General features: G+C 68.6%; 13 protein-coding genes. 5 read left to right on the top strand and 8 right to left on the bottom strand.

Going from position 1 to position 12,403, the window contains the following annotated elements; translation table 11 throughout:
• Position 1 precedes the first annotated feature (1 nt).
• Together secD and yajC are read right to left on the bottom strand one after the other, a co-directional pair.
• Positions 2-1,591 carry a protein translocase subunit SecD gene (gene secD, locus I4Q42_RS05200; RefSeq protein WP_198575000.1) on the bottom strand — a complete coding sequence of 530 codons (1,590 nt, stop codon included), beginning with the start codon at positions 1,589-1,591 and terminating at the stop codon, positions 2-4.
• Positions 1,592-1,653: 62 nt separating this feature from the next.
• Entirely contained in the window at positions 1,654-1,962 is a 309-nt protein-coding gene (gene yajC / locus I4Q42_RS05195; RefSeq protein WP_198574999.1) for a preprotein translocase subunit YajC, read from the bottom strand.
• 152 nt (positions 1,963-2,114) lie between these two features.
• On the opposite strand from yajC, the gene I4Q42_RS05190 reads away from it, so the two are divergent.
• Together I4Q42_RS05190 and I4Q42_RS05185 are read left to right on the top strand one after the other, a co-directional pair.
• Positions 2,115-2,954, top strand: a complete 840-nt coding sequence (locus I4Q42_RS05190) for an ATP-binding protein (RefSeq protein ID WP_198574998.1) — start codon at positions 2,115-2,117, stop codon at positions 2,952-2,954.
• A 24-nt stretch (positions 2,955-2,978) separates the two neighbouring features.
• On the top strand, positions 2,979-3,218 hold the full coding sequence (locus I4Q42_RS05185) for a hypothetical protein (protein WP_198574997.1): 240 nt from the start codon (positions 2,979-2,981) through the stop codon (positions 3,216-3,218).
• 19 nt (positions 3,219-3,237) lie between these two features.
• Here I4Q42_RS05185 and I4Q42_RS05180 read toward each other — a convergent pair whose 3' ends face one another.
• Genes I4Q42_RS05180 through I4Q42_RS05170 form a run of 3 tightly spaced genes read right to left on the bottom strand, consistent with a single transcriptional unit; the run spans position 3,238 to position 5,737 of the window.
• Positions 3,238-3,489, bottom strand: a complete 252-nt coding sequence (locus I4Q42_RS05180; protein ID WP_232792861.1) for a CsbD family protein — start codon at positions 3,487-3,489, stop codon at positions 3,238-3,240.
• A gap of 52 nt (positions 3,490-3,541) precedes the next feature.
• Positions 3,542-4,438 carry a DMT family transporter gene (locus I4Q42_RS05175; RefSeq protein WP_198574996.1) on the bottom strand — a complete coding sequence of 299 codons (897 nt, stop codon included), beginning with the start codon at positions 4,436-4,438 and terminating at the stop codon, positions 3,542-3,544.
• Positions 4,439-4,450: 12 nt separating this feature from the next.
• The gene (locus I4Q42_RS05170) at positions 4,451-5,737 is read right to left on the bottom strand and encodes an adenosylmethionine--8-amino-7-oxononanoate transaminase (RefSeq protein ID WP_198574995.1); all 1,287 of its coding nucleotides are present in this window, start codon (positions 5,735-5,737) and stop codon (positions 4,451-4,453) included.
• Positions 5,738-5,818: 81 nt separating this feature from the next.
• Here I4Q42_RS05170 and bioF point away from each other — a divergent pair, with 81 nt between their 5' ends.
• The 3 genes from bioF to I4Q42_RS05155 are packed head-to-tail and all read left to right on the top strand — an operon-like array spanning position 5,819 to position 8,525.
• Complete coding sequence (gene bioF / locus I4Q42_RS05165) at positions 5,819-6,973, top strand: 8-amino-7-oxononanoate synthase (RefSeq protein WP_198574994.1); 1,155 nt, start codon at positions 5,819-5,821, stop codon at positions 6,971-6,973.
• Positions 6,970-7,632: a dethiobiotin synthase gene (bioD, locus tag I4Q42_RS05160; RefSeq protein WP_198574993.1), complete on the top strand. Its 663-nt coding sequence runs from the start codon at positions 6,970-6,972 to the stop codon at positions 7,630-7,632. Before bioF ends, bioD begins: the two co-directional genes overlap by 4 nt.
• 5 nt (positions 7,633-7,637) lie before the next feature.
• Positions 7,638-8,525 (top strand): Gfo/Idh/MocA family protein, encoded by an 888-nt coding sequence (locus I4Q42_RS05155; RefSeq protein WP_198574992.1) that lies wholly within the window; start codon positions 7,638-7,640, stop codon positions 8,523-8,525.
• On the opposite strand, the gene I4Q42_RS05150 is transcribed toward I4Q42_RS05155, so the two are convergent.
• From I4Q42_RS05150 to I4Q42_RS05140, 3 genes are all read right to left on the bottom strand, one after another.
• Complete coding sequence (locus I4Q42_RS05150) at positions 8,522-10,849, bottom strand: TonB-dependent receptor family protein (RefSeq protein WP_198574991.1); 2,328 nt, start codon at positions 10,847-10,849, stop codon at positions 8,522-8,524. The genes I4Q42_RS05155 and I4Q42_RS05150 overlap by 4 nt on opposite strands.
• A 433-nt stretch (positions 10,850-11,282) precedes the next feature.
• On the bottom strand, positions 11,283-11,816 hold the full coding sequence (gene ssb / locus I4Q42_RS05145) for a single-stranded DNA-binding protein (RefSeq protein WP_198574990.1): 534 nt from the start codon (positions 11,814-11,816) through the stop codon (positions 11,283-11,285).
• Between the two features lie 160 nt (positions 11,817-11,976).
• Entirely contained in the window at positions 11,977-12,366 is a 390-nt protein-coding gene (locus I4Q42_RS05140; RefSeq protein WP_198574989.1) for a hypothetical protein, read from the bottom strand.
• Positions 12,367-12,403: the final 37 nt, after the last annotated feature.

Below are 12,403 nucleotides of genomic sequence, written 5' to 3'. Positions count from 1 at the left end.
CTTACGCGATCGGCAGCTTCTTCGGCTTGGTGGCCTTGAACCACCAACCGATGAGCACTTGAGTGATGATGATGGCGGTGAACAGCGAGGTGAACACGCCGATCGCCAGGGTCCAGGCGAAGCCCTTCACGGGGCCCGAGCCGAAGCTGAACATGATGCCGGCCGAAATCAGGCTGGTGATGTTGGCGTCGAGGATCGACACCAGCGCCAGCCGGTAGCCGGTGTCGGCCGCCGACATCGGCGTTCGTCCCGCCGCGGCCTCGTCGCGCATCCGTTCGTAGATCAGCACGTTGGCGTCGACCGCCACGGCCAGGGTCAGGATCAGGCCGGCGATGCCCGGGAAGGTCAGGGTCGCCTGGGTGAACGACATGATGCCGACGATCAGCAGCACGTTGGCGATCAGGGCCAGGGCGGCAAAGACGCCGAACAGGCCGTAGGCCAGGATGATGAAGACGAACATCGCCGCAGCCCCGATGGCCAGCGAGATGGCGCCGGCCTTGACCGCGTCCGCGCCCAGTTCGGCGCCGACGGTGCGTTGCTCTTCGATGTTCAACTGGGCCGGCAGGGCGCCGGAGCGCAGCAGCAGGGCCAGTTCCGAGGCGCTTTCGACGGTGAAGCTGCCGGTGATCTGGCCCGAACCGCCGAGGATCGCGCCGTTGATGGTCGGGGCGGAGATCACCTTGTTGTCGAGGACGATGGCGAAGCGCTTGCCGATGTTGCGGGCGGTGGCGTCGCCGAACTTGCGCGCGCCGGGGCCCTTGAAGCGGAAGGACACGGCCGCCGCGCCGTTCTGGTCGAACGACTGGTCGGCGCTTTCGAGGTCGTCGCCCGAGACCAGGGCGCGCTTCTTCAGGGCGTAGTAGGGCGCGAAGCGGTCGCCGGCGACCAGCACCGTGCCCGGAGGCATGCGGCCCGATGCCATTTCTTCCTGGGTGACCGTCTCGTCGACCATCTGGAAGGTCAGCTTGGCGGTCTTGCCGATCACGGCCTTCAGACGCTCGGGATCGCTTTCGCCGGCGGCCTGGATGACGATGCGATCGGCGCCCTGGCGGGTGATCGTCGGCTCCTTGGTGCCCATGCTGTCGATACGGCGACGGATGGTCTCGATCGACTGCTCGACCGCCTTGGCGGCGTCGGCCTTGGCGGCTTCCGGCGCGAAGGTCAGCTCGATGCGCTGGTCAGCCTTGGTCGAGACGACGACGTCCTTGGTCAGCGTGCCCTGGATCTGGCTGCCGAGCTTGTTCAGCTCGGTGACCGCCGCGCCCACCTTCGACGGATCGTCGATGCGCACCGAGATGACGCCATTGGCCTCGCCCAGGCCGTTGAAGCTGATTCCGGCCGTGCGGAGGCTGGTGCGCGAGTCCTCGACGAGGTTGCTCAGGCGCTCCTTGCGCAGGGCTGCGGTGTCGACCTCATACAGGAGGTACGACCCGCCCTGGAGGTCGAGGCCCAGGTTCAGCTTCTGCTTGGGAACCCATCCCGGCAGGGCGTCTAGCGTCTTCTGCGGAAGCAGGTTCGGCAGGGTGAAGACGATGCCGAAGATCACCGACAAGGTGACGATGGCGATCTTCCAGCGGGATAGGCTCAGCATGGACTACGGGGCTCTCGACGACGCCGGGGCGCCAGGGCGGGCTAGGTCTTGGACGTTAAGTCTCAGTTCTTCGGGTCGTTGGCCGGGGCCGGTTCGCCCTTGGCGGTGACTTCGGTGATCATGCCCTTGCGGACCTTCACCGTGACGCCTTGAGCGATCTCGACGCCGACTTCCTTTTCCTCGACGCGCACAACCTTGCCCAGCACGCCGCTGGACAGCACGACGTTGTCGCCGCGCTTGATGTTGTTGAGCGTCGCCTGATGTTCCTTGGCGCGCTTCTGCTGCGGGCGGATCAGCATGAAGTAGAACAGCACGACCATGAGGATGATCGGCGCAATGCCGACGATCTGCTGTTGCAGGGCGGGATCCATATCGACTCCAAAATATCTGCGGGCGGGTCGCCTGAAATAGGGGTCCCGCCAAGTCGGCGGAAGCTATGCGTTCACCTAGCCATTTGCAATGAGCGCGCTTTTGTAATCAGGAGCCTTTTGCAACGGGAGCGCGGCGGGTAAGGAGCCAAGCCATGACCGACGCCGCCCTGCCCCTGCTCGCCCGCATCGCCGACGCCCTGGAGCGCCTGGCCCCGCCAGCCCCGCTCGCCCCCGACTTTTCGGGCGCGCGGCTGTTCCGTCACGACCCGGTCGCCGGCGCCTTCGTGGCCGCGCCCGACTACGCTATGGACATCGAGCTGCTGGTCGGGATCGAGCGCCAGAAGGACCGCTTCGTGCAGAACCTGCGCCGGTTCGCCGTCGGCCTGCCCTGCAACCACGTGCTGCTGTGGGGCGTGCGCGGCACGGGCAAGAGCTCGCTGACCAAGTCGGCCTTCATGGCCCTGGCCGCCGAATATCCCGATCTGAAGCTGGTCGAGGTGGATCGCGACGAGGTCGCCGCCCTGCCCCCGCTGTTCGACGCCCTGCGCGTGCGGTCCGAGCGCTTCGTGGTGCTGTGCGACGACCTGTCGTTCGAGGACGGCGCGGCGGCGGCCAAGGCCCTGAAGTCGGCGCTGGAAGGCGGCGTGGCCGGCCCGCCGGAGAACGTGCTGTTCGTCTCGACCTCCAACCGCCGTCACCTGATGCCGCGCGATCACGCCGAGAGCCAGGGCGCGATCGCCGCCGCCGAGGACGCCGAGGAGGAGATGAGCGTCTCCGACCGCTTCGGCCTGTGGATCGGCTTCCCGCCGATGGACCAGCCGACCTATCTGGCGGCGATCAACGCCTATGCCGATCGCTTCGGCCTCAAGGTCGAGAACCTGGAGCGCCGGGCCCTGCAGTGGTCTCAGCTGCGCGGCGCCCGCTCGGGCCGGGTGGCCTGGCAGTTCGTGCGCGACCTGGCCGGCGAACTGGGCGTACATTTGCCCGCATAAGAGAACATCGGGGGAGGCGCGGCCATGGCCAAGCCGTGGTTCAGGGTCAAGCGGTTCGGCTACGGCGCGGGGTTGCCCTGCGCGTGGCAGGGCTGGGTCGTTCTGGCCGCCCACCTGGCCTTGCTGATCGCCGCCTCCGCGCTCCTGACGGGCCGCCCTCTTCCGCTGTCGATCGTGGTGATCACGTCCACCCTGGGCGTGGTCTGGATCGCCTGGAAGACCAGCGACGCGCCCTGGCGCTGGAGGGATGGCGGAGAGGACTGAGGCCTCTCCACCTCCACCGTCAGTTCTTCTTGGCGTCCTTCACCGCGCCTTCCAGGTCGCCCGAGCGCACGCCGCCGACCACCTTGTCCTTCTTGCCTTCCTTCTTGAGTTCCTTGTCGCCGGTGATCGTGCCGACGGCGGACTCGACCTTGCCGGTGGTCTTCTGGGTCTTGCCGGCGTCCTTGTCGCAGGCGGAAAGGCCTAGCAGCGCGACGGCGGCGACAGCGACGAGGGAAAGCGGACGGGTCAGGTTCATGCGGTAGAGCTCCATGTGTGGAGGCTCAACGCCGCTTGCCGCGCTTTGGTTCGCCCTGCCTAGAGCTTCAGGCCGGTTCGACGACCGGCGGGGTCTTCTTCTCGGTCAGGGCCACCAGGGCCACGCCCAGCATGGTCGCCCCGCCGCCGATGACCAGCTGCGGCGACAGGTCGTCGCCCATGAACAGCACCCCGATCGTGCACGAGACCAGCGGCGTCAGCAGGAAATAGGGCGTCACACGCCCGGCCTCGCGCCGCTGCACCAGCCAGAACAGCAGGGCGCTGGCCCCGATGGTCGAGACGACGCCGGCGAACACCACGCAGGCCCAGGCGATCGGCGGCGCGGCCGTGACGCGCGGGATCACGTTCGGCTCGAAGGCGAAGGACAGGGCGATCAGCACCGGGGCGGCGATGAAGGCCGTCAATCCCTGCACCTTCAATGGCTTCACGCCCGGCGTCTTGCGCACCAGCACGGTGGCGACCGCCCAGATCGCCGCGGCGATCACGCCCAGGACGATGGCCGGCAGGTCGGCCGCGCCGTGCGGGTCCAGGCTCATCCAGGCGACGCCTGCGAAGGCGACGGCCAGTCCGGCGACGGCGGGGAGCCGCATCGTCTCGCCCAGCATGCGCCAGGCGAACAGGGCCGTGAACGGGATCCACAGCTGGGTGGCGACGACCAGGGGGCTGAGCGACTTGGCCATGCCGAAGGCCAGATAGATGATCGCGAAGTGGATCGGCCCCGAAAGCAGCACGATCAGCAGCAGCCGCCTCCAGTGCGGGAACGGCGGCCGCACGAACGGGAACAGGAAGGCCAGGGCCAGCAGGAAGCGAAGGCCGCCCACCATCATCGGCGGCAGGGCGGCGGTCGCCACCTTGGCCGCGGCGTTGTTCAGCCCCCAGGTCAGGATGATCGCCAGGATCGCGAGACGCTCGAGCGTCGTCAGGGGGCCGGTGGAGGCGGTCATGCCGCGCTTGGATCAGACCCCGCCGGTTCCTTCAACCCCACCGGCTCCGATGACGTCGCGAATGGCCGCCAGCAGGATGTCCAGGTCGGCGTCGGGCGTCGTGAAGGCCGGGGTCAGATAGACCACCTTGCCCATCGGCCGGATCCAGGCGCCCTTCTCCGCGAAGGCCTGGCACAGCGCGCCGACCGCCACCGGGGTCTCGAACTCGACCACCCCGATCGCCCCCAGCACCCGCACATCGACGACGCCAGGCGCGCTGCGGCAGGGCTCCAGCCCTTCCGTGAGAGCTGCCGAGATCCGCGCCACGTCGGCCTCCCACGCGCCGGTCTCGAACAGGTCGAGCGAGGCGTTGGCGGCGGCGCAGGCCAGGGCGTTGCCCATATAGGTCGGGCCGTGCATCAGGGCCGCGCCCGCCTCGTTAGACCAGAACGCCTCGAACACCTTGCGCGAGGCCACGGCCGCCGACAGCGGCAGGGTCCCGCCGGTGAGGGCCTTCGACAGGGTGACGATGTCGGGCTCGATCCCGGCCGCCTGCATGGCGAACAGCGTGCCCGTACGGCCAAAGCCGGTGAAGATCTCGTCGAAGATCAGCAGCACGCCGTGCCTGTCGGCCAGGCGGCGCAGGCGGCGCAGCACCTCGGGGTCGTGGAACAGCATGCCGCCGGCGCCCTGCACCAGGGGCTCGGTCAGCATGGCGGCGATCTCCCCGCCCCGTTCGGCGAGCAGGGCGTCGAGGGCGGCTTCGCTTGCATCGTCCAGCGGCAGGTCGGCGATCACCTGGCTGGGCATCACGCCCGAGAACAGGCTGTGCATCCCCTCCTCCGGGTCGCAGACCGTCATCGTCGCCAGGGTGTCGCCGTGATAGCCGCCGCGGAACGACAGGAACCGCGTGCGGCCGGTCTCGCCGCGATTGATGTGGAACTGTAGCGCCATCTTCATGGCGATCTCGACCGAGACCGAGCCGGACTCGGCGAAGAACACGTGGTCCAGCTCGCCCGGCAGGATGGCCGCCAGCCGCGCGGCCAGGCGATAGGCGGGCTCGTGGGCCAGGCCGCCGAACATCACGTGCGGCATGGCCTCCAGCTGCTCGCGCACGGCGGCGGCGATGTGGGGGTGGTTGTAGCCGTGGCAGGCCGTCCACCAGCTGGCGATGCCGTCGACCAGCTCGCGCCCGTCGGCCAGCACGAGCCTCGAGCCATGGGTGCGCACCACCGGAAGCGGCGCCGGGGCCGTCTTCATCTGGCAGTAGGGCCGCCACACGTGCTTGGCGCCTTCGGCGAGCCAGTCTGGGGTGGTCATGGCGATCCTTTGCGTTGCGCCGAGGGGGCCGCTTGCCTAGAGCCACTTGCCCCCCAAGGGCAAACGGGAATCTGAATCGGCATGCACAGTCTGGACGCCTTCGCGAGCGGCAAGCTCGCGGCCCTGGAGGCCATGAGCCTGCGCCGCCGGCTGAAGCCCACCCGCCGCCTGCCCAGCGCGATCGTCGAGCGCGACGGCAAGCGGCTGCTGTCCTTCTCCTGCAACGACTATCTGGGCCTGTCGCAGCATCCGGCGGTGATCGCCGCCGCCCAGGCCGCCGTGGCCGACTACGGCGCGGGCTCGGGCGCCTCGCGACTGGTCACCGGCGACAGCCCGCTGATCTCGGAACTGGAGAGTCGCCTGGCCCGCCTGAAGGGAACCGAGGCCTGCGTGGTGTTCGGCTCGGGCTATCTGGCCAACACCGGGGTGATCCCGACCTTCGCCGGCAAGCAGGACGTCGTCTTCGTCGACGAGTTGGCCCACGCCTGCATCTGGGCCGGGGCGCAGCTGTCCGGCGCCAAGGTGGTCAGCTTCCCGCACAACGACAGCGACGCCCTGGCCGAGCTGCTGGCGGAGCACCGCTCGGCCTTCCGCCACGCCATCGTCGCCACCGACGGGGTGTTCTCGATGGACGGCGACGTCGCGCCGCTGGACTGGCTGTCGGCCGTCTGCGAGGCCAACGACGCCTGGCTGCTGGTCGACGACGCCCATGGCGTGGGCGTGCTGGGCGAGGGCAAGGGCACGGCCGCCCTGTTCCCCGACGCGGCGATCCCGCTGCAGATGGGCACCCTGTCCAAGGCCCTCGGCTCGTACGGCGGCTATCTGTGCGCCTCGCAGAGCGTGGTCGACTTCCTGAAGACCCGGGCCCGCACCGTCGTCTACACCACCGGCCTGCCGCCGGCCTCGGCGGCCGCCGCCATCGCCGCCATCGACCTCATCGAGGCCGATCCCGCCTTCGCCGCCCAGCCGCTGCGCAAGGCCCGACTGTTCACGAAAGCCGCCGGCCTGCCGCCTGCCGAGAGCCCGATCGTGCCGGTGGTGATCGGCGAGGCCGACGCGGCCCTGGCCGCCTCCGCCGCCCTGGAGGCCGAGGGCTTTCTGGTCGTCGCCATCCGGCCGCCGACCGTGCCGGCCGGCACGGCCCGTCTGCGCCTGGCCTTCAGCGCCGACCACCCCGACGACGAGGTCCTGCGCCTGGCCGCCCTGGTCCGCCCCTATGTCGAGGCCGGCCAGTGACCGCCCTGTTCGTCGCCGGAACCGGCACCGACATCGGCAAGACCCACGTCGCCTGCGCCCTGATCCGGGCTCTCAAGGCGCGCGGCGTCGCAGTGGACGCCTTCAAACCGGTCGTCAGCGGCTTCGATCCCGAGGCCCCCGCCGCCAGCGATCCCGCCCGCCTGGCCGAAGCCCTGGGCGACCCAGCCGCCCTGCCCCGCATCTCGCCCCGCCGCTACCGCGCGCCGCTGGCCCCGAACCTCGCCGCGCGGCTGGAGGGCGACACCCTCGCCCTCGAAGACCTCGCCGCCGACTGCCGCGCGGCCCTGGCCGGCGACCACGAGCTGATGCTGGTCGAAGGCGCCGGCGGGGTGATGTCGCCCCTCACGGACGAGGCCACCAATCTCGACCTGATCGCCGCCCTGGATCTGCCGGTGTTGCTGATCGCCGGCTCCTACCTGGGCACGATCAGCCACGTGCTGACGGCCCTGGTCGCCCTGCGCGCGCGAAACGTCGCCATCGCCGCCATCGTCATGAGCGAGAGCCTGGACGCCCCCGACCTCTTCCAGACCGCCGACGCCCTGCGCGCCTTCGAACGCGAGACCCCGATCTTCCTTGCGCCGCGCGACGAACATTGGGACGCAAAGGCTCTGGCGGAACACCTGACCAAGGGGCTCTGAAACGCATGCGCGTGGCGATGATCGGCCTGGGCGACATCGCCCGCAAAGCCTACCTGCCGGTGCTGGGCGTCCGTCCCGACGTGCAGTTGGCCTTCGTCACCCGCAACACCGCCCCCCTCGACGAGCTGGGCGCGGCCTGGCGCGTGGATCGCCTTCACACCGATCTGGACGAGGCCCTGGCCCAGGGTATCGACGCCGCCTTCGTCCATGCCGCTACAAGCGCCCACCCAGACATCGTCCGCCGGCTGGTCGAGGCCGGCGTGCCGACCCTGGTCGACAAGCCGATCGCCGACACCCTGGCGCAGACCGAGGCCCTGGTGGATCTCGCCGAAACCCGTGGCGTGTCGCTGGCGGTCGGCTTCAACCGTCGCTTCGCCCCGCCCTATCTCGCCGCCGCCGACCTCAAGGCGCCGCTGGTGGTGATGCAGAAGCATCGCCGCGCCTATCCCGACGGCCTGCGCCGGGCGGTGTTCGACGACTTCATCCACGTGATCGACACCATCCGCTTTCTCGCGCCGATGGCGACGCGGGCGCGGATCAGCGGCCACGCGGTCGACGGCAAGATGCTGCACGCCAGCCTGCATCTGTCCGGCCCAGGCGTCGACGCCTTCGCGATCATGAACCGCGACAGCGGCGCCGACGAGGAGGTTCTGGAGGTCTCGGGCGGCGGCGCCAAGCTGCGGGTCGCCGAACTGTCCGACGTCATCGACTACGCCGGCGGCGAACGCCTGACCCGGCGCGGCAACTGGACCTCGGTCGGCCGCCAGCGCGGCTTCGAAGGCCTGGTCGAGCACTTCCTCTCGGCCGTGCGCGAGGGCCGCCGGCTGCCGGCCCTGGACGCCCTGGAAACCCACCGCCTGTGCGAGGCGGTGGTCTCCGAACTGACGGCCTAAAAGTCGGCCGACAGCGTCACCTGGAAGGTCCGGTGCGAGCCGGGCCGGAAGGTGGCGGCGGTGCTGACCGTGGTAGTGATCGTGCCCAGGTAGTCCTCGTCGAAGATGTTGTCGACGTTGACGCGGGCCTTGACCTGCTTCAGCGGCCCGACGCCGAAGCCGTCGCCGAGATCCACATAGGCGTTCCAGACCGTGTAGCCGTCGGTCTTCTCGGTGTTGGTCATGTTGGTGTAGCGGTCGCTGAGGTGGCGGGCCGAGACGTTGACCACGGCCCAGTCGACCGGCTCCCAGGTCACCCCGCTCTGGAACAGCCAGGTCGGGAAGTCGGGCAGCGTGTTGCCGGCGATGGCGTTGGTCCCGAAGTTGTTCTCGAACTCGGCGCGGTTGTACGACAGGTTGGCGTTGAAATAGATCTTGCCGCCCAAGAGCTCGGGCTTCCACTGACCGCTGAATTCGGCCCCGTGCGCCTCCACGGCCCCGACGTTCTGGTAAAAGGTTTCGGTCGTCGTGCTGCCCGGCACCACCGAGGCGTAGGACTGCAGCCGGTTGTCGAAGGCGGTGTAGTAGATCACGGCCGAGGCGTTGAAGGTCGCGCGGTTGGCGCGATAGCCCACCTCGAGGTTCTGCGAGGTTTCCGGCTCGGGACCGGGCACGGTCGGGCTGGCGGCCGAGAAGATGTCATCGGCGCCGCGCGGCAGGGCCAGGTTCTCCGAATAGGAGGTGAACACCTGGTCGCGGCTGTTGATCGAATAGACCAGCCCCACCTGCGGCAGGAAGCCGTCCTTCCAGTTGTCGGTGATCGTCGGCCTGCGCTGGGCGATGTAGTCGGCCGGGTTGCGGTAGCCGCTGATCTTGTAGTCGATGTCGGTGGACTTGAAGCCGAGCTCGACCTTCAAGCGCTCGTCGAATAGCTTGACGGTCTCCTTGAGGAAGAACTGGGTGGTCTCGCGGGTCGAGACGTAGTTGCGCTGCAGGTGCACCGGTTCGTTGAGCAGCGGCACCCCGTCCGGGTCGCCATTGACGGTATTATAGCGCGCCTGGGTGCGGTGGTAGTCGTCCTTCTCCAGCCAGACGCCGGCCTGGACGGTGTGGACGCCCGTCCGCCAGGTCCCGCCGACCGTGACGCCCTTGCGGATGCCGTCGACGCCCGAGAGGCCGTATTGCAGGCCCTTGGGCGCGGTTAGACCCGAGACATAGGCCTTCTCGTTGTCGTAGCTGGTCTTGGAGACCGAATAGGCCTCGGGCGAGACGCCGTAGCCGCCCTTGTCCTCGTAATAGGCCGTCGAGCGGATCTCGAAGGCCTCGCCGATCGGCTTGTTCAGCGACAGGCCGTACAGGTGGTCCTGCCGGGCGTTGACCGCGAACTTGTAGTACTGGTTGTAAGCCGCGTTCGAATACTTCACCCCGGCGGTGGTCTCCGCAAGCAGCGGCACATAGCCGAGATAGGCGAAGTCGCGGCCCTTGCGCCCGAAGGTGTCGGGCGTGGGGGTGGTTCCCAGGTACTGGGCCTTGGTGATCGACGGGGAGTCGTAGTCGTAATAATCGTTGTGCACGGTCTGGAACGTCAGGTTCCCGCCGCTCTCGAAGGCGTAGTCGACCTTGCCCTCGTAGTGCTCGCGCTTGATGAAGCCTGGGCCGCGCCACAGGTCGCCCTTGATCCACGATCCGGCGACATAGCCCGACAGATTGCCGATCTTGCCGCTTTCGAGGCGCAGGAAGCTGCGACGAAGATTGTCCTCGCCCAGGGTCTGGCTGATCGAGCCACCGGCGTCGACGTCGGGCGTCTTGGTGAAGTAGTCGACGATCGGTCCCAGCGAGGCGTAGCTGGGCAGGGAGACGTCGCCGGCCCCGGCCGAGGCCTGCACACGCCCCAGGTTCTCGTTGTCGACATAGCGATAGATCGGGCTGCCGCCGAACTGGTCGCTGCGGCCCATCGGGATGCCGTCGAGCAGGAAGCCGATCTGCTGGAAGTTGAAGGCCCGCACCGACACCGAGTTGCCAAACTCGTACATGCCCAGGGCGTCATTGGCCTGGACGTTGAAGCCCGGCAAGCTCTCCAGCATCTTCAGGCCGGTCACCCCGGCCGGGGCCGAGAGCAGCGCGTCGCGGGTGATCGAGACGGTGGCCGTGGCCTGGTCGGTGCCGATGGCCACGCTGGCCTCCGAAACCCGCCGGCCAGTGACGACCACGGCCTCGACCTCGGCGGGATCCGGGTCGGGCTCGGCGGCCAGGGCGGGCGTCGCCACGCCAAGAACGCTGGCGGCGAGCAAGGCGGCTCTGAGGCGGCGGACGTCGCCCCGATGGTTCGACACGGCTTGGATCATGGCTATCCCCTGCTGTTGACCCCGGCGAGCCTGGCTCCCGACCGCAGGTCAAAAAACAGAAATCGCCATTACTTCAGCCCACTTTTCTGGGTGTCGCCCCGCGTGACAAACGAGATGATTTAATATGCAAGCCCACCATTACTCGACAGCGGGCAACAGAGTATGGCGATCCCGCCGCGCGTATTGAACGCATACGGGAAACAGTTCGCTCTAACCTGAAATCCGGCTTGTCTCGCGGGATCGAGGCGACGCCAGTCCAACCCGCCACGCCGGCCGCGTCAAAGGCCGACATCGCTCCCCACACGGATCATCTCCCGATGCCGCTCGCCACGGCGCCGGAGGCGTCGGAACGCCCAGGGAAGACGCGCAAAGAAAAAGCGGCCGGTCCCGCGGGGAACCGGCCGCCTGTCTGTCGTTCGAGCCTTGTCCGGCTCTAGAACGGGATTTCATCGTCCAGGTCGGCCGAGAAGCTCTCGCGCGGGCCGCTGGGCTGGCTGCGCGGGGCGCCGCCGCCGAAGTTGCCGCCGCCTTGGCCGCCGCCGTAGCCGCCGCCACCGCCGCCCTGGCCGTAACCCTCGTCATAGCCGCCGCCCGGCGCGGCGCCGGCGCCGTCGCCGCGGCCGCCCAGCATCGTCAGTTCGCCGCGGAACTTCTGCAGCACGATCTCGGTGGAGTACTTTTCCTGGCCTTGCTGATCGGTCCACTTGCGGGTCTGGATCGCGCCCTCGATGTAGACGGTCGAGCCCTTGCGCAGGTAGCTCTCGGCCACCTTCACCAGGTTGTCGTTGAAGATCACGACGCGGTGCCACTCGGTCTTTTCCTTGCGCTCGCCGCTGGAGCGGTCGCGCCAGGTCTCGGACGTGGCGATGCGCAGGTTGGCGACGCGGTCGCCCGAATTGAGGGTGCGGATCTCGGGGTCGGCCCCGAGGTTGCCGACGAGGATGACCTTGTTGACGCTGCCAGCCATTTGGCGAATGCCCTGTTCTCGCCCGGCGACCCTATGCGCCGGAATCTCGAGCGGAGACGTTAACGACTCAGCAAGGCGGAAATCAAGAATTGTTCACTAAACGTTCCTGTGAACAGAGGGCGGTTATCCACCGCCCTCTCCTCGCCTCGCGGTCGACGCCTCAGCGGGCCGGCAGCGCGCCCGGCACCGCCAGGCGGCCGTCACCCGTGCGCACCAGCGACATGAACCGGGCGCCCTCGTAGCTGTCGCCCAGATAGATGCCTTCGCGCTCCACGAAGATGAACTTGCCCTGGTAGGAGCCGGTCAGTTGCTCCTTCCGCAGACCCATGCGCAGGAAGCGGATGCGCATGCCCTCGAGCGTGGCCGCGCAGGTCTCCATGTTCGGCACGTTGCGCTCGACGGGGTTGAACTGCAGCGTTCCGTCCTTCTTCTCGACCACGTGGTTGCAGACGCCCTGGTCGAAAGGCGCGGGGGTGGCCTTGACGCAGCCCGACAGGCCGGCGGCCGCGACGCCCAGGGCCAGGACGGCGACGATGGGGAAAACGCGCATCGGAAAACTCCTTAGGCCCAAGAGCCCCTCCCGACGG

Origin of the sequence: Caulobacter hibisci, from assembly GCF_016135805.1 — a bacterium.
In the GTDB taxonomy this organism is placed as follows: domain Bacteria; phylum Pseudomonadota; class Alphaproteobacteria; order Caulobacterales; family Caulobacteraceae; genus Caulobacter; species Caulobacter hibisci.
The sequence above is the reverse complement of the archived record's forward strand: the minus strand, read 5'-3'. Positions and strand labels throughout refer to the sequence as shown.